Raw genomic sequence first — 21361 nt, 5'->3', positions numbered from 1 at the left:
GATAGGGTGTAAATATTGCTAAGTAAATCTAAAGATACCAAAGTTAAAGACCATTACGTAAGCTGACCATTGAAGTTGATAGCGATTACTTGATTTAAACGTTAAATCTAAACAGCCTGCAGATTAAAGCTGGTTGCTTAGGTCTGTTCTGGCTTTTAGAGCCTGTCCTGAAATCTGTGTAAGTGTCTCGATTATTATTGGTGTTTAAGTGTTACAGCCAATATTTTTGTTTTTAATTCTTCTGCTGTAAGTGTTCCTTTGACGACATAATCTTTTACAAAATCATAAGCCATTATTTTCTTCTTATCTTCTTCTCTTTCTGAAGAGCTAAACATGATGATCACACAAGAATCAATCTCAATAAGTTTTCTTAAATGAGAAAATTTCTCTAAAAATTCAATCCCATTTACTCTTGGCATATTAATATCTAAAAAAATTAATATTGGAGGGTATGAATCAGGGTGTAGTCTTTTATTTTCTTCATAATCTTCAAAAAAATCTAAAGCTTCTTTGCCGTCTATTTTTTCAAAAATAGTCAGATCTAACCCTGATGCTTTTACCAATCTTTTAAGGACGTAACGATCTACTTCATCATCATCAACTATTAATATAGGAGGATATTTTTTATTCATTTCATTTTTTATTTCATTATTCATACCGTCATCCATTTATGCCGTCCATTGGTATAATTATTTTAAATATAGTTCCTTGCTTGGAACTTTCAAATGTTATCGTACCACCTAAATAATCAATATGCTTTTTGACAATCGTCATTCCTAGGCCTGAACCATTACTTCTATCGGGGTGAAAACGTTTGAACATAGTAAAGACCTCACTTTGATATTCTTCAGGAATACCTATTCCATTGTCAGATATATCGATAAATATTGTGTCTTCGTTATTATAGATATCAAGCTTCACATAAGGAGTTACTTTATCTGTATCGTAATACTTCAATGCATTTGATAGTAGATTTTCAATGATTTGAGAAAAACGTATTTTCTCTGAAGCAATGAGTCTCGATAAAGATATGTTTATATCTATAGAGCAAGGATTGTCCTTACGTAACCATGATAAACGTTCCTGTATATCAATCATCATCTGATCAAAATCGATTGGTAAAGCTTCATTTGAATCAAGATCTGCTTGTGCAAGCAATAAGATGTCGACGACAAGCGTTTCAAGTTTCTCCATCTGTTTACTAATTTTATCTGCATTTTCTTTTGCTTCAGATAAGTTTCCTTCGTCAATATCCATACTAATAAATTGAGCTAATACTTTGCTGCTAGACAAAGGCGATTTCAAATCATGTGATGTACGATAAGCAAACTGAGTTAACTCTTCATTCGCCTTTTGAAGTGAAATTGTTTTCTTATTAACAATGTTTTCTAACTCTTTATTATTCTCTAAATTCAATAATTCTTCTTTAATACGCTTTTTGGCAGCTATCATTAATTCTTTAAGTTCGCCAGATGTGTTTTTTTCAAGGTTCGTATATGAATTTAGGTTACCTTCTGGTTTGCTTAATAAAAGTGCGGTTAAATTAGTGATTGAACCTGAAATAGTACGAGATAAATAAGTAATAAAAATAATATTAAAAATTGAAATTAAAATAACTAAAGGGATAAGAGTTGTTAATAGAAATGAGACTGTTTTATTAATTGGTGCTTCGAAATCTTCTGAATGAACTTTAAATTGCTCTAGTGCAAGTGTTAAGTCCAATAAAAGCTGGGTTTTACTGACCTCTTGATTGTTAAATTTTGATAGCGACATTAACGCTTTGTCAGCATCTTTAATATCTTCGATACAAATATCTAACGCCTCTATTGTATTTATGCTCCTCATTACAAATTTGTTAATCGCATTAATTTCATCAATACATTCAATGGGTTGTTGTTTTACATTTAAAATGGCACTTTCTATTTCGCTAGTAATAATAGGTCGACCATTGTTAATTTTATACAGTAAGTCTGAAAATTCAGTGTAGTACTTTAAATGGAGAAAGTTTAGCTGATGAAACTTAGCTCCTTTTGCTATTTCCAAAGCTGAAAATAGTGTAATGCTGATTTCTAGAATTGTGAGGGCAACAATCAAGTGTAGTTTTTTAGATATATTCATTAATATTTAACCCTGTTATTACGAATTTAATAAATTACACTTATTTATGCGAATCTAAGCTTAAAAACTATAGTTCAACTGATTAGTAATTGCGTATTAATTAGAAGAATACTTTAACAACTCCTTTCTCGTTTTTTGTTTCTAGACATCTAGACCGTTAGACTTCTTATTGTTTTTTATAACCCGTATAATCCCAGAAACTATTATAATTAATGAGGTAACTATGAAATTATCTACTAAAACCGTTGTTGTTATTGCGATTGGCGCTGCGCTTTATGGCATTGGTGGGTTACCCATGTTTGGCGTGCCTGTATTTGCTAATACAACGTTAAAACCTGCGATGGTCATTCTTGCTCTATTCTCTGTTTTATTTGGTCCACTTGTTGGCTTTTTAGTTGGTTTTATTGGCCACTGGGTGACTGATTTATTTGCTGGTTGGGGTGTTTGGTTTACTTGGGTATTAGGCTCTGGGATTGTTGGTTTAGTGATTGGCTTATTCCCTCGACTTACTAACCGTCGTATTCAATCTGGTATGTTTTTGATGAAAGACTTTGCCTTGTTTGTTGTGCTGGCATTAATTGGTAACGTGATTGGTTACGGTATTTCTGCTTTCTTAGATACTGTTTTATATGCAGAACCCTTTGCGAAAGTGTTTACACAATTAACCATTATTGCTTCGGGTAACACTGTATTAATCGCGGTTGTTGGTTACTTCATCTTGAAATCTGCTGCGAAGCGTAATCACCAAAGTAGTAACTTAAGAGAGGAATAATCAATAATGCAGATTGAGTTTTTGAATTTTTCTTTTCAATATAAATCGTTGGATAAACCCACGCTTAAAAATATTAATCTGAAAATAGAAAAAGGCGAAAAAATTGTTATTATCGGCGCAAGTGGTAGTGGCAAATCTACGGTAGGTCGTTGTCTTAACGGCCTTATTCCTCATGCGATAAAAGGGTTGTGTTCTGGCCAATTGAATATTGCGGGGAAAGACAGTAGTCAATTCGAGATGCATCATTATACCGAACTCGTAGGGACAGTTTTACAGGATACAGACAGTCAGTTTGTTGGTTTAACCGTCGGTGAAGATATTGCCTTTGCCTTGGAAAATCAATGTACGCCAACGGCTGAAATGTATCCTGTGGTTAAATCTACCGCGCAGATGGTGGAATTGGAATCATTACTCGACCGCTCACCACAAGCCTTGTCTGGCGGACAAAAGCAGCGTGTGTCGTTAGCTGGGATCCTAGTGGATGATGTCGATATTTTGCTGTTTGATGAGCCGCTTGCAGCACTCGATCCAAAAACCAGCAAAAAGACCATTGAGATCATCGACCAATTACATCGAAATGCCAATAAAACCATTATTATGATTGAGCATCGTTTAGAAGATGTTTTACATTGTGATGTTGACCGGATTATTTTGATGGCTGATGGAGCTATCGTTGCCGATATGACGCCCGATGTTTTGTTGGCTTCTTCACTACTTGAAACGCACGGTATACGTGAACCACTTTATTTATCAGCATTAAAATCTGCAGGTTGTGTTATTGATGCGCAAGATAAACCATCAAACCTAAGTGCAATGCCTTTAGAAAAATACAAAGGCAAAGTATTAGATTGGTTTAATGCTTCCCACTCAACGGTTCAAGCAGAAAAACAAACGCCTTTATTAACCTTGTCTGGATTAACATATTCCTACAATGGCGAAGTGAATGCGGTTGAGGATGTTAGTTTTACAGTAAAAAAAGGCGAGTTTGTTTCTATTTTAGGGAAAAATGGCTCCGGTAAATCAACCTTAACCAAACTTATGATGGGCGTTGTTGAGCCTGACTCGGGTAATATTTTCCTTAACGATCAAAATTTGGCTGAGCTCAGTATTTTTGAACGTAGCCAACGCGTTGGCGTGGTGATGCAAAATCCTAACCATATGATCTCTCATCATATGATCTTTGATGAAGTAGCATTTGGTTTGCGTAATCGCGGATTGGATGAAAAGCTAATTAATGAGAAAGTCCTCAATGTTTTAACGCTTTGTAGATTAAAAAAATACCGTAACTGGCCGATTGATGCATTAAGTTATGGTCAAAAAAAACGAGTCACTATTGCTTCTATTCTGGTGCTAGAGCCTGAGTTATTGATTTTAGATGAACCGACGGCAGGGCAGGATCACCGCAGTTATACTGCCATGTTAAGTTTCATCAAAACCTTGAATGCAAGTTTAGGGATCACAGTAGTGATCATCTCTCACGATTTGCATTTGGTGTTAGAATATACAACGCGTTCGATTGTATTAGCCGATAGCCAACTGATTGCCGATGCGCCAATGACACAAGTGTTTAGCCAACCTGATTTGTTAGCAAAAGCTAACCTAACAACAACCAGTTTATATGAACTAGCGGTTAATTTAGATCTCGCTGATACCAGTGCTTTTATGCAACATTTTATTGAAGCTGAGCAAGTGAGGAATAACGCATGAAAGCTGAAAAAATAGCCTTTGGGATAAGTTATATTGATACGGGCTCAGCATTACATCAATTAAATGGGATCACCAAGTTTGTGTTGTTTATGGCGTGGGTCACTGTTGTACTGACCACCTTTGATTTACGTCTGATTGGCGGGTTGGTTTGTGTCGGATTGTTGCTGCTTAAAATGACGCGCGTGCCTGTAAAAGCTTATCGTACTTTACTGATTGCCACTGCCAGTGTGTTGTCTTTAAATGCGTTGTTTATGTTCTTATTAGCACCACAGCAGGGAACGGCTTATATCGGCTCTGAAACTGTATTGCTACCGTTGGGTTTTTATTCTATCACGCAAGAAACCTTGTTCTATTTAGTGACGATCACGTTAAAGTATTTCAGTATGTTTCCTATCGCGTTAGTGTTTGTGTTTACAACACATCCTACTGAATTTTCTGCGAGTTTGAATCGATTGGGTGTGCCCTATAAAATTGCCTACGCAGTGAGTTTAACCTTACGTTATTTACCTGAAATCAAGAAAGACTACGTGAATATTATGCATGCTCAACAAGCGCGTGGTATTGAGTTGTCTAAGAAGGCTCCTTTCTTTGCGCGTTTAAAAAGTTTAACCAGTATTTTAGGGCCGTTGATTTTTAGTAGTTTGGATAAAACAGAAGAGATTTCAAATGCCATGACATTACGTGGTTTTGGCCGTCATCAATCACGTACTTGGTATAGTTTAAAGCCTTTGGCTACAAAGGATTGGCTGTGTTTGTTGAGTATTTTGGTTTGCGTCTCATTAGCTATTTTAAAACGACTCTTTGAAACGCAGTTGTTTTGGTATCCTTTTTAATACACCTTATCTCATAAGTGAAGTAATTCAATCTACCTAATAGCTGTCTCTATTTAGCTGTAAAATAAGATCTTATTGGGTTGCCAAACTTTTCTTTATAATGATAATCTAAGTTTAAATCTAAATGAAAACTATTATCGAGTGTTGAAATGGTATCAAGTAAAAAAATGTCAAAATCCCAACCTAAGGCTAAACCTCAACCTAAAAAAGCGACTGTGATTAAAACAGAAAAAATATCAGCCAATATGCAACGTGTGACGCTTCATGCTGATGAGTTTAAAGGCTTCCCTGAACACTGTGAAGGAAGTTATATAAAGCTGCTTTTTAATGCACAGGGAAGCACGGATCCAAGCGCGCTTGCAGAAGGTGAGCGACCTGTTATGCGTACTTATACCATTGCTGAATTGTCTCGAAGCGAATGTACGATTGATGTGGATTTTGTTCGCCATGAAACGTCCGACTCTGGCTGTGGGTTTGCTGCACGTTGGGCGATGAATGCGGTGGTTGGCGACAGTATTTATGTTGGCGGCCCTGGGCTTATTCTCGATATTAATAGTGATGCCGATTGGTTCTTTGCGGTGGCAGATATGACTGCGTTACCTGCGTTATCTGCAAAAATTCGCAACTTACCTAAAGATGCCAAAGGGTATGCGGTGATCAAAGTCATTGAGCCTGATGATATACGGTCAATTCAAGCGCCAGAAAATATTCAGGTTATGTGGTTGTTAGGGGGAGAGTCGCTTATTGAAAAAGTACAAGTGTTACCTTGGTTACCGGGGAAAGTGTCGGCTTGGGTTGCTTGTGAATTTGACGATATGCGTACATTACGCGGTTATTTCCGTAATGAAAAAGAAGTTGAGAAAGACAATATCTATATCAGCAGCTATTGGAAATCAGGTGTCACTGAAGATGGGCATAAAGTGATGAAAAGAGAAGATGCTGAGGCAAACTAATCTTATCAATCACTTTATTATGCAGTAATTACGGCTAGATGTGATTACTGCTATTTTCTATCGATACAACCTAAGTTTCTATCGGGCGCGACAATATCTCTCACCAATTTTTTAAGTTCGGCTATTTCGGGAAATCCCCCCATTTCTTTGCGCGACCAGATAAGTTGACCATTTGCTGTAATTTCAAAAATACCACCTGTTCCCGGTACTAATGAGAGTTCATCAACTTCTTCTTCAAAGGTGCTTAAGATCTCTTGTGCCATCCAACTAGAACGCAGTAACCAACGGCATTTCTTGCAATATTTAATCTCTATTTTATTCATATGAGTATCCTCTTAGCCTAATAAAATGGTTTGCTTCAATATTGCTATTTTTACTGCAATTATTACCCAGCCTATGGCGAAAATAGTACTTAATAATTGTGTTGGTAAAGTCGACGCGCGATAAAGGGCAATGTAAGCCAAAATAATATAGGCGATAAGGCAGAATACTTTTTCAGTTAACCAGTTATCAACTAGTGGTGATTGATGAATGATAAAGCAGAGCATAATAGCTGAGATTAATAAGAAGGTATCAACAATCCTTGCTAACATTTTAGCCCATTTTTGTTGGTGGATTGGTTTATGGATAAACATTAAAGCAGCACGAATAATAAAAAATAACACACTAAAAGCGACTAGTGTGATGTGTAGATGTTTAATCGGTAGGTAAAAATTTTCCATGAAAATTATCCAAAATAAGAGGGTAATGTACTTTACGCGTTTTATTCAAGAATGTTAATTTCAATTAACGGTATTGTCTTTTTACTTAATCAAACAATAAGCTTGCTGAAAAGATTGAAAAGCCTCATATTCTATTCATTAACTTATCGAATCTAGGTCATTTTCAATGAAAAAAATTGCAGTTTTTGCTGACGTTCAAAACATGTATTACACCACGCGTCAGGCTTATGGGAAGCAGTTTAACTACCGTAAGTTATGGCAAAAAATAGAAGCTCAAGGTGAGATTATTTACGCCTATGCTTACGCGATTGATCGAGGTGATAACCAACAACAGAAATTCCAAGAGGTTTTAAAATACGTGGGATTTGATGTAAAACTTAAACCTTTTATTCAACGTAGCGATGGTACAGCAAAGGGCGATTGGGATGTGGGAATTACCATTGACGTAATGGAAGTTGCACCTTCAGTCGATACGATCATTTTACTAACAGGAGACGGTGATTTTGCTATTTTGTTGGATAAAGTGAAAGACGTATATCACGTCACCACAGAAGCTTACGGTGTGCCTAAGTTAACGGCAAAAGCATTAATAGATGCTTGTAGCGTATTTCATCCTATTGAAAGTGAACTGTTATTAAATTGAGCTGGTTTGAACTTCAACCTTTAAATTAAACTTGAACGATCATTAATACCATTAGTCATAAATAATGAGTCCTTTAATCAACTTTTAATTTTAACTTATTGTTTAAATAACAATTATTAGTTAATAAAGTCAATTAGATTAAAGACTACTTTCACTTTTTATTTCTTTTAAAGAATGAGGATATTTATGTTTAAAGGTTTAATCGTAGTTCTATTCACTAGTTTATTTTCTCTTAGCGCTTTTGCTGCATTTGTTGGTCCCGGCGCTACCTCAATACAAACCTTGAGCGTTAAAGAAGCTATTGAATTAGCAGATGATAGTAAAGTTGCGTTACAAGGTAAGTTAATTAAACAAACGTCTTCAGAGCTCTATTTATTCAGAGATGAAACCGGTGAAGTGATGGTTGAAATAGAAGGTAAAGATTTCCGCCATATTACCGTGACACCTGAAGATAAAATCCGTGTTACCGGTGAAGTAGATAGCGATTGGTCGGAAACTAAGATTGATGTTGAACATTTAGAGCTTCTTAAATAATACCGATTACATTAAATAAGTGATCTAAATTTTGCGCAGAAAAAATGATTTAGTTTAAGGCGTAAATTGAGGCCTTTCTAAGATTAACTTCGTTAATCGTCTGTTGGAGAATTAACTAAAAAATATTAATTCTTAATAGTTCCCTTTACTAAATTTACAATGAAAAAATAAATCATTTTAACCAATAAAATAGATCAATTAATTAGTGTGATTGCTATAAGCTTTAATAAGTTTAAAAGAAAAATGCCGCTTTATTAAAGCGGAATTTTTAGTTATTCAGAGCACATTATTATATTGTTATTTTGGATTCACTGTTATACCGATGACCGTTCAAAGTGCCTTGTTATCGTTAGTTTGGGCTCCAAATCAAGGCGCAACATGAAACAACATGATAACGATGGCGAGCCCTTATCGAAAGTGGCAACGTGGAGTGGATTTTCAAGCTAACGACCCACAGGGCAAGCAACGAAGTAAACACCTTTGTTGTTAGAAAATGTCGATTTAACCTGTTAGATCTTTCACTATATGCCTAGCATTTTTTCTCTTCATCATTTGCTGAATGTTGCACTCTGAATGGCAACGGATACATATTAAATCTGTAATCTAAACATCGCACCCAAGAGTTAAACTTAGAGCATAAATTAACATAAGTAGCTCTTTGGTTTGTCAAATTTAGAAGAATAAGCTGGAGTAGTCAGCAAAGCTGAACAATGATTTGCAATGATTGATATTAGCTTGCTTGTGTCATTTTAAAAATAAAAGGTTACCTGAAAAGAATTAGAAGAACTGTTTCATTTTATAGTTAATCACTACTTTCAATTAATGAAAATATGATTATTTATGAATATAAAGTGTTTTATTCTGTTGATTAAAGAATTTAAATAAGATAGGGTAATTGCTCTTAATTTTTATTTTTATGTGAATTAAGCAAAGAATCAGCGACGCAGCTGAATAAATACAAAGTTTTAAACTTTGATTTATTCAGCTGCGTTTTTTTTTGCCTTAAATTTATAATTTAGCTAAGGAAGGACTAAGTAATGAAAAATTATATTATCAAAAGTATGTTTGTATGTGGTGCAGTTTTTGGAGCCAGCTCTACATTTGCAGATGTTAATGTCGGTGCTATTTATGATGTTACAGGTAGTTTTAGTATATTTGGAGTAATGCAAAGTAACGCAGTGAAATTAGCGATTGATGATATTAATGCTAAGGGTGGTTTGCTTGGAGAGAAGCTTAATTTAATCACTTATGATACACAATCGGAGTTGAGTAAATATACGCAATATGCGAATACCACTGTGCTTCGAGATAGACCAGCAGTTGTGTTTGGCGGCATGACAAGTTCATCTAGAGAAGCCATACGCCCTATTTTTAGAAAAGCTAATATTCCATATTTTTATAGTACTTTGTATGAAGGTGGTGCTTGTGACAAGCAAACATTTGTAACGGCTCCTTCAGCTTCTCAACAAATTAAACCATTGGTTGAATGGGCAATAAAAAAATATGGCCCGAAAATGTTTATCATGGCTCCTGATTACAATTATGGGACTATTTCTGCTCTTTGGTATCACGAATACGCAAAACAATTTAATGGTGAGGTTGTTGGAGAAGATTTCCTTGCACTTACCGTTACTGATTATACCCCTACTATTCAAAAAATTCAGCGAGCTAAACCTGATTTCGTTGTTGCTATCCCAGTCGGTCCAAATCAAGTGGGCTTTTTAGAGCAATTTACTTCAGCTGGCCTGAAAGACAGTATTCCAGTTGTATCGTCAAATTATAGTACTGCTAATGAGCAAGTATTACTTACGCCGAATGCAGGTAAAGGTATTGTCTCAAGCCATGTCTATTTTTCGAGTTTAGATAATCCTGAAAATAAAGCCTTTTTAAAGAAATGGACTGAAGTTTACGGAAAGGGTCAAACTATTTCACCTGAAGCTGTTACGGCTTGGAATGCCGTTCACCTTTGGGCTAACTCTGTTGAAAAAGCAGGAACATTTAAATCAAAATCTGTATACACAGCGTTAGAAAGTGGCGAAATTAACTTTAAGGGACCAAATGGTGATGTAAGTATGGAGCCCGGTTCTCATCATGTTAAGCAAAATACATATATAGCAATGGGAGATGACAACTATGGTTTTGAAGTTTTAGAAACTTTTAAAGCCGTTGCTCCTAGTTATGAAAATCAAAAATGTGACCTTATTGCGAATCCAAAACTAGTCAAACATTTTACACCAAAGGCTTAAATATTAACTGATCATGAAAATATGAATAAGCTTACAGCCATAGATTTTAAGTAAAATTCTCATTTATACATAGTGAATTTATTTCAATGGAACAAGGTATTCATTTTGATTTTAAAAGAATTGAAAATATACCTTAGCCGGCATCTTTAAAGGTGTTGGACACTAGTAGGCTTATTCTATTTTATTTAATTATTAATGATCTTTTTAAGCAAATAATTATAAATAAGGAAATTTATGGAACTCGATTATTTGGCGACCATATTATTATCGTCATTATCAAGCGCATCTATTTTGTTAATCGCTGCGATGGGATTGGCTGTTGTTTTTGGGTTAATGGGGGTCATTAATCTCGCTCATAGTGAGTTTTTAATGATTGGTGCTTATGCTGCTCTGACTGTTACTAAAGCAGGCGTCCCTTATATTTTATCTATCCCTATCGCCGTAATGATTACTATGTCTATTGGTGCCATAGTCGAGATGCTTATTGTACGTCGTTTATACGGTAGATTATTCGACACTATGCTAGCTACTTGGGGACTTAGTATGTTTTTCATGCAGCTTGTTGTGGTGATTTTTGGTACGAGTACTGTAAGTGTTGCGACTATCCCTCAATTTAATGTGAGTATTGGTGAATACAGCTTAGATGGATATCGACTTCTGATGATCTTAGTTGCTGCTCTTATGTTTTTGTTTGTTTATCTGTTGATGACAAAAACGGTGTATGGAATGAAAGCGCGTGCTTCTATTCAGCAACCTGAGATGGCACAAGCGATAGGTATTGATTCTAATCGAGTTAATACGCTTACTTTCTCTATCGGATGTGGACTTGCTGGTTTTGCTGGGGCAATTTTATTACCGCTGGTTCCTGCTACTCCAACAATGGGACTTGCTTTCGCAGTAAAATCATTTTTAGCTGTTGTTGTTGCCGGACCTGTGGCGCTAACTGGAACCGTACTAACTACTTTAGGTTTAAGTGGCGGCTCTTCAATTACAGCCAGTTTCCTATCTTCAGTTATTGGTGAAGTTTTCTTTTTTCTTATCACTGCATTACTACTTTGGCTATATCCATGTGGAATATCAGCTAAATGGCGTAGAAAACTTTAGGAAATATTATGACTTTATCAGAAAAAATTTATCAATCAGCAGGTTTAATCTTACCTGCTATTGCTACGCTTGCCGCACTTGTTGTTGCTTTTTTAATTGATCCTTACCTTGCTTTTGTTTCTACGTCTTGGCTTATATTTGGTCTGTTAGGAATGAGTCTTGATATTGTATGGGGAAGAGGAGGACTACTAAGCTTAGGTCAAACTGCATTTTATGGCATGGGGGGATATTTCGGCAGTATTGCTGCTATTAATTTCTCAGAGCTTACAGGAAATTCAATTATTTGGGCTTTGCCTATTGGTAGTCTTTTTGGTGCGTTATCAGCAATGTTGCTAGGTTATGTGATCTTTTATGCTCGTATGGGGGAATTACAAAGTACTATTTTATCTTATACATTCACTTTATTGCTTTGGTCGGTAATACAAACTTTTAAAATCGATATCGGAAGCGCTTCTGTTCTCGGAGATAGTGGTTTATCTAATATTCCTGGCATTGTTATTGGCTTTGGAGCTGAAGCTGAATCATTGGGCCCAAATCAAGCGTTAATGACGGTCATCATTATTGTTGCAATACTCTATTTTTTAACTCGTCAATTAATGCATAGTCACTTTGGACGTATTATTGATTGTATTCGAATTGATAGCAGTAAAACCGAATTGCTTGGCTATGATGTTCGAAAATATCAACTACTTAATTTTATCTACGCAGGTGCAATAGCTGGACTTGCAGGCACTCTTTATGCGCTTTGGTCAAATTTTTTAAGTCCTTCTGTCTTCTCTATTCAAGAAGCTTTTCTTCCGCCTATTTATGTTTTAATTGGTGGTTTAGGGACGCTTGCTGGCCCTTTTGTTGGCGCATTAATGATAGGTATTATGTCCTTTGTGCTAGGGGGGGCTGCTGGTGGACAAACGACCTTGATTTTAGGCATGACGCTGATACTACTCGTTCTGTTTCTTAAAAATGGGATTTTAGGATCATTAGATTCCTTATGGCGAAAATTTTTACCTGACCCTAATGCTGCGGCTAGACATACAAATTCGGTTAAAATTGATGTTGAAGTCTTAGAGCAGATTCTTATTGATGCTGAAAAACAAGCTGGCCCAGCAAAAAACTTCTCAACCACTCAACTGTTTAAAAAATTCGGTGGTGTCATACCTGTTAATAAAGTTGATCGTAACTTTATACCAGGCAAACCATATTCATTGATTGGTGCGAATGGCGCAGGAAAAAGTTCTTTTTTAAAAACCTGTGTTGGAATATATCAGCCTGAAAGTGGTGTGGTTAATTTAGGCGACGACAACATTACTTCTTCACCCATTTTTGAACGTGTTAAAAAGGGAATGGGAGTTAAAAATCAAAAGCCTCAAGTATTTGGTGACCTTTCTGTCATAGATAATCTTTGGATTGCAGCCTACTCACGTACTCATGATCAACAGATAGCTTTAGATATTAGCCATAAAGTGCTTTGTATGTTGGGATTTGAAGAGCAGTTAGGTGTAAATGCATCAGCTCTTTCTCACGGTCAACAACAATGGCTCGATATTGGTATGGTCTTATGTTTAGCACCGCGCATCATTTTATTAGATGAACCCGCCGCAGGTATGACGAAAGAAGAAACTCGAGAACTATCACTCCTTATTCGCACACTTGCCTTACATACAACAGTAGTAGTCGTTGAGCATGATATGGATTTTGTAAGTACTTTAGAAGGGCATGTCACAATGTTACATCAAGGAGAAGTCTTTGCCGAAGGAAATATCCAGGAGTTACGTAAGGATGAACGCGTACTTGATGTTTATTTAGGGAGACGAAAACATGTTTAAGATACTTAATGCGACTGGAGGATACGGTAAAACAACGATAATTCGTGATATTTCTTTAGAGGTCAAGGCTGGAGAAATTGTTGCTTTATTAGGAAGAAATGGTGTCGGTAAGTCTACCGTAATGCGTTATGCCGCTGGGTTGATACCTGCTATGGCGGGGCATGCTGAAATAGAAGGAATACCGATGCCTAATTCTCCTGCAAAGCGAGCAAAAATGGGGCTAGGGTATGTGCCTCAAGGGCGATTCGTATTTCCTCGAATGACAGTGATTGAAAATATCGCCGTCGCTGCTGCATCAAATGGTTATAACCCCAAAAATACCGTAGAGGAACTTATGGAAGATTTCCCTATTTTAGTTCCTAAAGCAAATGAACTTGCAGGTGGGCTTTCTGGTGGGCAACAACAAGTTTTAGCACTTGCTCGGGCACTTGCTACTCGACCTAAAATTTTATTATTAGATGAGCCGACAGAAGGGGTACAACCTTCGATTATTGATGAAATGTCAGGTGTTTTAAAGCGTATTAATAAAGAAAATAACATCGCTATTCTTGTTGCAGAACAAGATTTAGATTTTTGTTTATCTATCGCTACACGGGCCTATGTGATGGACAAAGGAGAGGTTCATATGGAAATTGATCGAGATAGTTTACGTGCAAATAAAACGTTACAAAAAGAATTGTTAGGAGTTTAAAAATGAGTGATAAAGAAGTAAACGTGCCATTAACCGTTGAACAAAAACAAGAAATTGTCGATATTCTAGAGCGAATTAGGGCTGGGTTAAATATTCCTCTTGATTCACAATTTGAAGAGCCTGCTCATATTTTCAACCCAGGAGTTTTCAATGCTAAAAAATAATAAAAACTTAACAGAGCAATGTGCGGATCTCGCTTCTGGAAAGGAAACATCGGTCTCATTAACCATGAAGGCACTTGATAAAGCTGAGGAGTACTCATATTTAAATGCATTTGTCGTTCTTGATAGAGAAAAATCATTAGATCAAGCAGTGGCTTCAGACAAACGTCGAGCAAATGGAAACTGCCTTAGCCCGATTGATGGTGTTCCAATTGCAGTTAAAGATAATTATCTCACTAAAGATTATCCTACTACAGCATGCTCAGGCGCTTTGCCATTAGAACCAAGTGGACAAGATGCAACAATCATTGCTAACTTGCGTGAAGCAGGTGTTGTTATTTTTGGTAAAACCAATATGGATGAATGGGCATTTAGTCCTACTAATGTTAATTCTAATATTGGTCCTGTACTAAATCCCCATAATACAAATCATGTTACTGGTGGGAGTAGTGGTGGATCTGCTGCTGCTATCGCTTCTGGTATTGTTTCTGCTGGATTAGGAAGTGATACTGGTGGTTCTATTAGAATGCCTGCAGCTGCTTGCGGTATTTATGGTTTTAAACCTAGTTATGGACGAGCATCCCGACATGGTGTTCTACCGTTAAGTTGGTCACTCGACGCTCCTGGACCTTTAGCGAGTTCTTTAAAAGATATTGAGTTGTTATTACCCTATTTTTTAGGTGAAGATTCAAAAGATTTATCTACTGTTTCTTCGGCTAAATTTGAAGTAGTAGAGCATAACGAAGCAATTAATGTTATTCACTTAACTGGCGAAGGGTTAGAACGAAGTGATGAAATTGATACTGCTGTAAAGAGAGCGCTTGAAGCTTCATCTGCAGTAGTGAAAGAAGCTGGGCTATCTCATGTTGATAATTACTATGAAGCTTGGGAAGCGATTATCTTTAGTGAAGCGGCATCTTATCATCAACCTTTATTGAAAAAAAATCCGGGAGGGTTTTCATCAGGACTGAGGGCTAAGTTAGAAGCTGGCTCGCAACTCTCAGCATTAGATGTATTACAAGCTCAAAGATTGCGTAGTCAATTAATGCATACCTTTGCCTGTGAGTTAGGAGACTGGGATATCATTGTAACACCGACTTTACCGGTTACTGCACCAACTTTAAATGAGGAAGAACAAGAGTTTGGTGGAAAAAAAGTGCATGCTCATAAAAGTATGTTGTGGTTTTGTGTATTAGGTAATATGACTGGTTATCCTTGTGTGACAATTCCTATTGGCCTCTCTAAATCAGGGTTACCAATTGGGATGATGTTAATGGGAAAACCAAATGAAGATGAAAAACTATTAGCGATTGCTATCAAACTTGAAAGTGCTTTAAAGAAACATTCGGTATAAATTAAAGAAGCATTTAATCATTGCTATTGGTTTAGTATAAAGAACCTAAACAAGTTCGATAATGAATAATGCCTTTAAAGAAAAGTATTTCCTAACCTTTTTAAAGGCAGTTTCTTATCAATCAACAGCAATCGTTATTGTTGATTTAATATACTGAAACCTAAACAGTTAATTACTATCTACAAATAATTTAAATAGAGCTACTTTTATGCAAGATACAGTAAAAAATACTGAGTATGAAAAAAGAACTATAAAAATTGGTGTTCTTTTCTCTCAGTCGGGACCTATGGCTGTTTCTGAATCTTCTCACCTACGTGGAGTATTATTGGCGTGTGAAGAAGTTAATAATAATGGTGGGATCGGAGGTAATAAATTAGAACCTATTATTTTAGATCCTGCAGGAGACGATTTACTGTATGCTAAAATGGCAACAGAGTTATTACTAAAACATCGAGTTAATGTTATTTTTGGCTGCTGTTTATCTTCTAGTCGAAAAGCAGTACTTCCGATTATAGAGCGTTTTAATGGGATCCTATTTTATCCTTCTGTTTATGAAGGGTTCGAATACTCTCCTAATGTTATTTATGGAGGAGGCGTACCTAACCAATTAGTATTGCCGTTATTAAAATATATTTTTAATAACTACGGTAAAAACATTGCACTAATAGGTCTCGATTATTTATACCCAAGAGAAATTAACCGTGTGGTTAATGAGTTCTTGAATGCCAGTGGCGGTAAAGTAGTAGCTGAAAAATATCTAAATTTCTCTGCTGATGCTGCGGACCTTAGATTAAATTTGAATGATATTCTAAAAAATAAACCAGATGTTATTTTTTCTACGGTTGTTGGTTTAGATAGTATTAATTTATATAGTGTTTATGCAGAATTAGAGTTCGATGGTGTAAAACCTCCTCTTGCTTCTTTAACTGCAGTTGAATCTAGTATTCAAGCTTTAGAGTTAGATAAAAGGGAAGGGCATATATCCGTCGCATCTTACTTTTCTTCATTAGAAACGGAGGCTAATAAAGCTTTTATTAAAAAGTTCAAAACGCGTTTTGGAGAAGATACAAGTCCTTGTGTGTTTAGTGAAGTGGCTTACTCTCTTGTTAATGTTTTTGCTAATGCTTTATTATCTGCAAAGTATGACGACACTGAAAGTATTCTAGCAGCGCTTTCAGAGGCTCCAATTGAATCACCTGGTGGCGATCTTTTTTTAGATTTAAATACGAACCACCTTACTTTAAGGCCTTATGTGGCAAAGTCGAATAGAGAAGGAAGTTATGATATTTTATGGGAATCACCATCTGTAATTAAAGCGGATCCTTATTTAATCGCTTATGACCGTTCTATTGAAGTTTAAATTATCATTGAGGTATAGGTAACTAATGAGTAGCTCTTCAGCTAAAGATTATCAATTAATTCGTCGTTTAAGACAAATGCGTGTTCTTGTGATACACCCAGATGATTCAGATAGAAAGATATTAATTGATCATATTAAGCGAATAGGTTGCAATATTGATTATGTTTGGCCAGCTCCAAAAGTGCTTGAACAAGATATAGATGTTGTTATTTTTTTAATTGATAATAAAAATAACAAAAACTCTATTTCTTGGATGGCCAATGATGAAAGTGTTGCACGTATTGGTGTTATTGCTTATGAAACACCTGAAATATTAGTTGAGTTGGATTATTTTCATGTGCATGGCGTTATTTCGAAACCTATTCGTATTTTTGGTTTATTAGCAGTGTTAACGACAGCGATAAGTTTTTCTAAGCATGAAAAAAGATTAAAAAAACGCATTAACTCCTTAGACGAAACGTTAAAAGGAAGGAGAAAGGTTGAGCAGGCGGTAGCAATATTATCTGAATTGAAAAATATAACAGAGCAAGAGTCTTATAAATTTTTGAGAGAACAATCAATGATAAAAAAATGTTCAATAGCCGATATTGCAGACTCAATAATCGATGATCATTCAATGTTGAATTTGTAATTATTTTTGATGTAAGTTTAAATTTGGTTAATAAGAGCGATTTTAAATCATTAATAAATAACAGAGGACATATCTTAAATATGGCTCCCATTATTTATTAATGTGGATTGATTTTATAAATTAACTACTTACTTTCTTCTTTCAGCCATTGAGCAACTTGCTTTGCAAAGTAGGTTAAAATGCCGTTTGCTCCTGCGCGTTTAAAGCATAATAAAGACTCTAAAACACATTCTCTTTCTTTTAACCAACCGTTATCAATAGCCGCTTTATGCATCGCGTATTCACCACTCACTTGATAAGCAAATGTTGGCACTTTCAATTCGCTTTTAACACGGCGTACAATATCTAAATACGGCATACCTGGTTTAACCATCACCATATCTGCACCTTCTTGTATATCTAATGCAACTTCATGAATCGCTTCATCGCTATTCGCGGGATCCATCTGATAAGTTGATTTGTTAGCACCTTTTAAGTTACCTGCACTGCCTACTGCATCGCGGAAAGGGCCATAGTAGCTAGAGGCATACTTCGCACTGTAAGCCATGATTTGTGTGTTAATAAAGCCTGCGTTTTCTAGTGCTTCACGGATAGCACCTATGCGACCATCCATCATGTCTGAAGGGGCAACGATATCTGCACCTGCTTGAGCATGAGAAAGCGCCTGTTTAACTAGAATTTCAGTGGTGATGTCATTAAGTACATAGCCTTCACTATCAATAATGCCGTCTTGACCATGTGTTGTGAAAGGGTCTAATGCAACATCAGTGATCACGCCTAATTCAGGACAGGTTTCTTTAATGCACATGACTGCGCGCTGAGCTAAGCCATTTTCGTTATAAGCTTCTTCAGCCATTTCAGTTTTAATTTCACTCGGTGTTACTGGGAATATCGCTACTGCAGGAATACCTAAAGCCGCTAATTCTTTAACTTCAATTTCTAATAAATCTAATGATAAACGTTCAATTCCCGGCATTGAAGGGATTGCTTCACGGCGATTAGTTCCTTCTACAACAAACATTGGATAAATTAAATCATTAACCGTTAATTGATTTTCTTGTACTAAACGGCGTGAGAAATCGTGTTTGCGTAAACGGCGTAAACGACGAGCAGGAAAAGATTGAGAAACGGACATAATGCCTCCTATGTTGTTATATATTTAGTCTTTAATACTTAATTTAGTTAATGCTTTGGCTATATTAAACATTGAGCAGAGCTGGAATACGGAGCAGAGCTGAATATAAAGCAACAAACTTTATTGAGTTAAATTAAAAAAAGACTGTGTTGTTTTTTCGGTATTACTTAAAAATGTTGAAAGTGATTGCTGACGAGCATGTGCAATGGTTTGAGCAATATAAGGCAAATACTTCGGCTCATTGCGACTTGATTTTGGCTTAGGGCGCATTGAACGAGGTAATAAATAAGGACTGTCTGTTTCAATCATTAAACGGTTATCGGGGATCATTTTTACCAATTCTAGTAAATGTGCTCCTCGGCGTTCATCGCATATCCAACCCGTAATGCCAATATGTAAATCTAAAGCTAAACAACGCTCGAGTTCTTCTTGAGTGCCTGTAAAGCAATGTAATACTGCACTAGGTAGTTGTTTGATGTAAGGTGTTAATAGCTCAATAAAGCGTTGATTAGCATCGCGTTCATGCATAAAAACAGGTAACTGATATTCGACTGCTAATTCTAGTTGTTGTATAAACGCTTTTTCTTGTTCTGCAGGTGTTGAGAAGTTTCGATTGAAATCCAGCCCACATTCGCCAACAGCCTTTACTTCAGGTTGCGTTAATAATTCACGTAATTGCACTACCGATTCTGCTGTCATTGAGCTTGCATCATGCGGGTGAATACCCGCTGTACTGTAGATGAAACCAGGGTTTTCTTTGGCTAAAACTAACGCTTTCTGACTTTCAACAATATTAGTACCCGTTACCATTAACTTGGTGAGGCCTGCTTGTTTGGCATTGTCAATGACGGATGCTAAGTCTTTATCAAAACGCTGATTAGTTAAGTTAACGCCAATATCAATCATTAGTTTTTTGGCTCTTTGTGGATAGTGTTTTCTTCTGGATCTAGCTCATCATCTGACGCTGGCTTTTTCACATAAAAGCGCGAAAATAATAAACCTAATTCAAATAAAATAAGCATTGGTACAGCTAATAAGGTTTGAGATATCACATCTGGAGGCGTTAATAACATACCAAAAATAAATGCGCCGACTACAATGTAAGGTCGTTTTGCTTTTAAAGATTCAGGTGTTGTTGCACCCGTCCAACATAGTAATAACGTGGCAACGGGTATTTCAAACGCTAAACCAAAGGCAAAAAACAACTTCAATACAAAGTCTAAATAACTGCTGATATCAGTGGCAATGGTCACGCCTTCAGGTGCCGTGCTGGTAAAGAATGAAAATACCAAAGGAAACACAACGTAATAAGAAAATACCATGCCTAAGTAAAACAGCAATGCGCTGCTAATTACTAATGGAGCAACAAGTTTTTGTTCGTGTTTATATAAACCAGGCGCAATAAAAGCCCATACTTGATATAAGATCGCAGGTATTGCGATAAAAATAGAGAGTACGATGGTCAATTTAATTGGCGTGAAAAAGGGCGTTGCGACACCTGTGGCAATCATGCTTGAGCCTTCAGGAAGCTGACTGGTTAACGGAATGGCAATATAGTGGTAAATATCATTAGAAAAATAAACCAAGCTAAGGAATATCGCTAACACTACGACAACGACCTTGAGAATACGATCGCGTAATTCTAAAAGGTGTGTAATTAATGGCAAACTATGTTGTGCCTGATCTGACGCTTGCTCACTCATTAATTATTTTTCCTGATGAGGTATTGTTTTTGAAGGTGTTTGATCTGAAGGTTTTTCTTCTGAAATGATCGGTTCTGACTTTTCATTTTCTGTTAAAGCTTGTGTGTCAGTTTCGGCTGCTTTTGCTTGTTTTTGAGATTTAGCTTGAGCGTTCATTAAATCATCAACGTTGTTTTTATAAGGACGTGTTAATTGTTCAACACTCTCTTTCATTTCATCGATCGACGCTTTTAAATCAGGATCTATTTTATCTAAGCCTTGTTTACTGGCTTTGATCATACTCTCATTCATTTCATGTAACTCAAGCTCTTGAGATATTTCATTTTTTACTGAATTAGCCATACTTTTAGCAGTATTAACCCATTTCAAAACAGTACGAATAGCGATAGGCAAACGCTGAGGCCCCAGTACGACTAATCCTATTACGGAAATCAACATGATTTCCCAAAAGCCAATATCAAACATTAATTAATACACCTTGTTGCGGGTCATTGTTATAACCGCCTTTTTTAAGAATATATTTCTCATTAGAAGTTTATAAGCGCCTATAACTCACCATTATGTAAAGATGACTGTAAACATCACAGGCTACTTTTAAAATCAATGGTTTAGTCTTGTTTGCTTTTTTCAGCTTCAGTCTTTTGCTCTTCTTTGAAGCTAGCATCAGATTTCTTATCTAATTCAGGAGAAGAGGTATCTTCTTCTTTAATTGCTTTTTTAAATCCTTTAATTGCACCCCCTAAATCACCACCAATACCGCGCAGTTTTTTAGTGCCAAATAAAACAATAACAATCACTGCAATAATTACTAATTGCCAAATTCCGATACCGCCCATAATATATTTCCTATATGTAAATAATGTTGTAAGTC

The 21361-nt window shown here is 36.1% G+C and carries 23 protein-coding genes; 14 read left to right on the top strand and 9 right to left on the bottom strand.

Translation table 11 applies throughout. The annotated features are described in order from the left end of the window. Window positions 1–194: 194 nt before the first annotated feature. Together V6255_RS11005 and V6255_RS11000 are read right to left on the bottom strand one after the other, a co-directional pair. The gene (locus V6255_RS11005) at window positions 195–668 is read right to left on the bottom strand and encodes a response regulator (protein WP_341628203.1); all 474 of its coding nucleotides are present in this window, start codon (window positions 666–668) and stop codon (window positions 195–197) included. After that, window positions 661–2118, bottom strand: coding sequence for a HAMP domain-containing sensor histidine kinase (locus V6255_RS11000; protein ID WP_341628202.1), 1458 nt, complete (start codon window positions 2116–2118; stop codon window positions 661–663). Before V6255_RS11000 ends, V6255_RS11005 begins: the two co-directional genes overlap by 8 nt. Before the next feature lie 223 nt (window positions 2119–2341). Between V6255_RS11000 and V6255_RS10995 the strand changes: the two genes are divergently transcribed. The 4 genes from V6255_RS10995 to V6255_RS10980 all read left to right on the top strand — a co-directional run bounded on the left by V6255_RS10995 (window position 2342) and on the right by V6255_RS10980 (window position 6383). Further along, entirely contained in the window at window positions 2342–2890 is a 549-nt protein-coding gene (locus V6255_RS10995; RefSeq protein WP_341628201.1) for an ECF-type riboflavin transporter substrate-binding protein, read from the top strand. Between the two features lie 6 nt (window positions 2891–2896). Beyond that, on the top strand, window positions 2897–4597 hold the full coding sequence (locus V6255_RS10990; RefSeq protein WP_341628200.1) for an ABC transporter ATP-binding protein: 1701 nt from the start codon (window positions 2897–2899) through the stop codon (window positions 4595–4597). Beyond that, window positions 4594–5430 carry an energy-coupling factor transporter transmembrane component T gene (locus V6255_RS10985; protein ID WP_341628199.1) on the top strand — a complete coding sequence of 279 codons (837 nt, stop codon included), beginning with the start codon at window positions 4594–4596 and terminating at the stop codon, window positions 5428–5430. Before V6255_RS10990 ends, V6255_RS10985 begins: the two co-directional genes overlap by 4 nt. A 167-nt stretch (window positions 5431–5597) precedes the next feature. Then, complete coding sequence (locus V6255_RS10980; RefSeq protein WP_341628198.1) at window positions 5598–6383, top strand: siderophore-interacting protein; 786 nt, start codon at window positions 5598–5600, stop codon at window positions 6381–6383. 50 nt (window positions 6384–6433) lie between these two features. Here the strand turns inward: V6255_RS10980 and V6255_RS10975 are convergent, their stop codons facing one another. Both V6255_RS10975 and V6255_RS10970 read right to left on the bottom strand, forming a co-directional pair. Next, window positions 6434–6706 (bottom strand): SelT/SelW/SelH family protein, encoded by a 273-nt coding sequence (locus tag V6255_RS10975; RefSeq protein ID WP_341628197.1) that lies wholly within the window; start codon window positions 6704–6706, stop codon window positions 6434–6436. 12 nt (window positions 6707–6718) lie between these two features. Then, the gene (locus V6255_RS10970; RefSeq protein WP_341628196.1) at window positions 6719–7105 is read right to left on the bottom strand and encodes a SirB2 family protein; all 387 of its coding nucleotides are present in this window, start codon (window positions 7103–7105) and stop codon (window positions 6719–6721) included. A gap of 166 nt (window positions 7106–7271) precedes the next feature. Between V6255_RS10970 and V6255_RS10965 the strand changes: the two genes are divergently transcribed. The 10 genes from V6255_RS10965 to V6255_RS10920 all read left to right on the top strand — a co-directional run bounded on the left by V6255_RS10965 (window position 7272) and on the right by V6255_RS10920 (window position 17652). Then, window positions 7272–7748 carry an NYN domain-containing protein gene (locus V6255_RS10965; RefSeq protein ID WP_341628195.1) on the top strand — a complete coding sequence of 159 codons (477 nt, stop codon included), beginning with the start codon at window positions 7272–7274 and terminating at the stop codon, window positions 7746–7748. Window positions 7749–7934: 186 nt separating this feature from the next. Continuing rightward, window positions 7935–8282, top strand: a complete 348-nt coding sequence (locus V6255_RS10960; protein WP_341628194.1) for a NirD/YgiW/YdeI family stress tolerance protein — start codon at window positions 7935–7937, stop codon at window positions 8280–8282. A gap of 1037 nt (window positions 8283–9319) precedes the next feature. Beyond that, window positions 9320–10528, top strand: a complete 1209-nt coding sequence (locus V6255_RS10955) for an ABC transporter substrate-binding protein (RefSeq protein ID WP_341628193.1) — start codon at window positions 9320–9322, stop codon at window positions 10526–10528. Between the two features lie 234 nt (window positions 10529–10762). Beyond that, a complete protein-coding gene (locus tag V6255_RS10950) occupies window positions 10763–11632 on the top strand; it encodes a branched-chain amino acid ABC transporter permease (RefSeq protein WP_341628192.1) in 870 nt (289 codons plus the stop codon). Between the two features lie 8 nt (window positions 11633–11640). Next, window positions 11641–13455, top strand: a complete 1815-nt coding sequence (locus tag V6255_RS10945) for an ABC transporter permease subunit (RefSeq protein ID WP_341628191.1) — start codon at window positions 11641–11643, stop codon at window positions 13453–13455. Beyond that, window positions 13448–14146: an ABC transporter ATP-binding protein gene (locus tag V6255_RS10940; RefSeq protein WP_025563241.1), complete on the top strand. Its 699-nt coding sequence runs from the start codon at window positions 13448–13450 to the stop codon at window positions 14144–14146. Before V6255_RS10945 ends, V6255_RS10940 begins: the two co-directional genes overlap by 8 nt. Before the next feature lie 2 nt (window positions 14147–14148). Continuing rightward, complete coding sequence (locus V6255_RS10935; protein WP_341628190.1) at window positions 14149–14310, top strand: hypothetical protein; 162 nt, start codon at window positions 14149–14151, stop codon at window positions 14308–14310. Continuing rightward, the gene (locus tag V6255_RS10930) at window positions 14297–15661 is read left to right on the top strand and encodes an amidase (RefSeq protein WP_341628189.1); all 1365 of its coding nucleotides are present in this window, start codon (window positions 14297–14299) and stop codon (window positions 15659–15661) included. Before V6255_RS10935 ends, V6255_RS10930 begins: the two co-directional genes overlap by 14 nt. Window positions 15662–15869: 208 nt before the next feature. Then, complete coding sequence (locus tag V6255_RS10925; RefSeq protein WP_341628188.1) at window positions 15870–17021, top strand: transporter substrate-binding domain-containing protein; 1152 nt, start codon at window positions 15870–15872, stop codon at window positions 17019–17021. Window positions 17022–17046: 25 nt separating this feature from the next. Next, the gene (locus tag V6255_RS10920; protein ID WP_341628187.1) at window positions 17047–17652 is read left to right on the top strand and encodes an ANTAR domain-containing response regulator; all 606 of its coding nucleotides are present in this window, start codon (window positions 17047–17049) and stop codon (window positions 17650–17652) included. A 124-nt stretch (window positions 17653–17776) separates the two neighbouring features. On the opposite strand, the gene hemB is transcribed toward V6255_RS10920, so the two are convergent. The 5 genes from hemB to tatA all read right to left on the bottom strand — a co-directional run bounded on the left by hemB (window position 17777) and on the right by tatA (window position 21326). Further along, entirely contained in the window at window positions 17777–18787 is a 1011-nt protein-coding gene (hemB, locus tag V6255_RS10915) for a porphobilinogen synthase (RefSeq protein ID WP_425355923.1), read from the bottom strand. Between the two features lie 120 nt (window positions 18788–18907). Next, on the bottom strand, window positions 18908–19693 hold the full coding sequence (locus V6255_RS10910) for a TatD family hydrolase (RefSeq protein ID WP_341628186.1): 786 nt from the start codon (window positions 19691–19693) through the stop codon (window positions 18908–18910). Then, entirely contained in the window at window positions 19693–20490 is a 798-nt protein-coding gene (tatC, locus tag V6255_RS10905; protein WP_160063532.1) for a twin-arginine translocase subunit TatC, read from the bottom strand. Before tatC ends, V6255_RS10910 begins: the two co-directional genes overlap by 1 nt. A 3-nt stretch (window positions 20491–20493) precedes the next feature. Beyond that, entirely contained in the window at window positions 20494–20955 is a 462-nt protein-coding gene (gene tatB / locus V6255_RS10900) for a Sec-independent protein translocase protein TatB (RefSeq protein ID WP_341628185.1), read from the bottom strand. Window positions 20956–21098: 143 nt separating this feature from the next. Further along, on the bottom strand, window positions 21099–21326 hold the full coding sequence (gene tatA, locus V6255_RS10895) for a twin-arginine translocase TatA/TatE family subunit (RefSeq protein WP_025563249.1): 228 nt from the start codon (window positions 21324–21326) through the stop codon (window positions 21099–21101). Between the last annotated feature and the right edge of the window lie 35 nt (window positions 21327–21361).

The sequence above is a fragment of the Psychromonas arctica genome, from assembly GCF_038155225.1.
In the GTDB taxonomy this organism is placed as follows: domain Bacteria; phylum Pseudomonadota; class Gammaproteobacteria; order Enterobacterales; family Psychromonadaceae; genus Psychromonas; species Psychromonas arctica_B.
The sequence above is the reverse complement of the archived record's forward strand: the minus strand, read 5'-3'. Positions and strand labels throughout refer to the sequence as shown.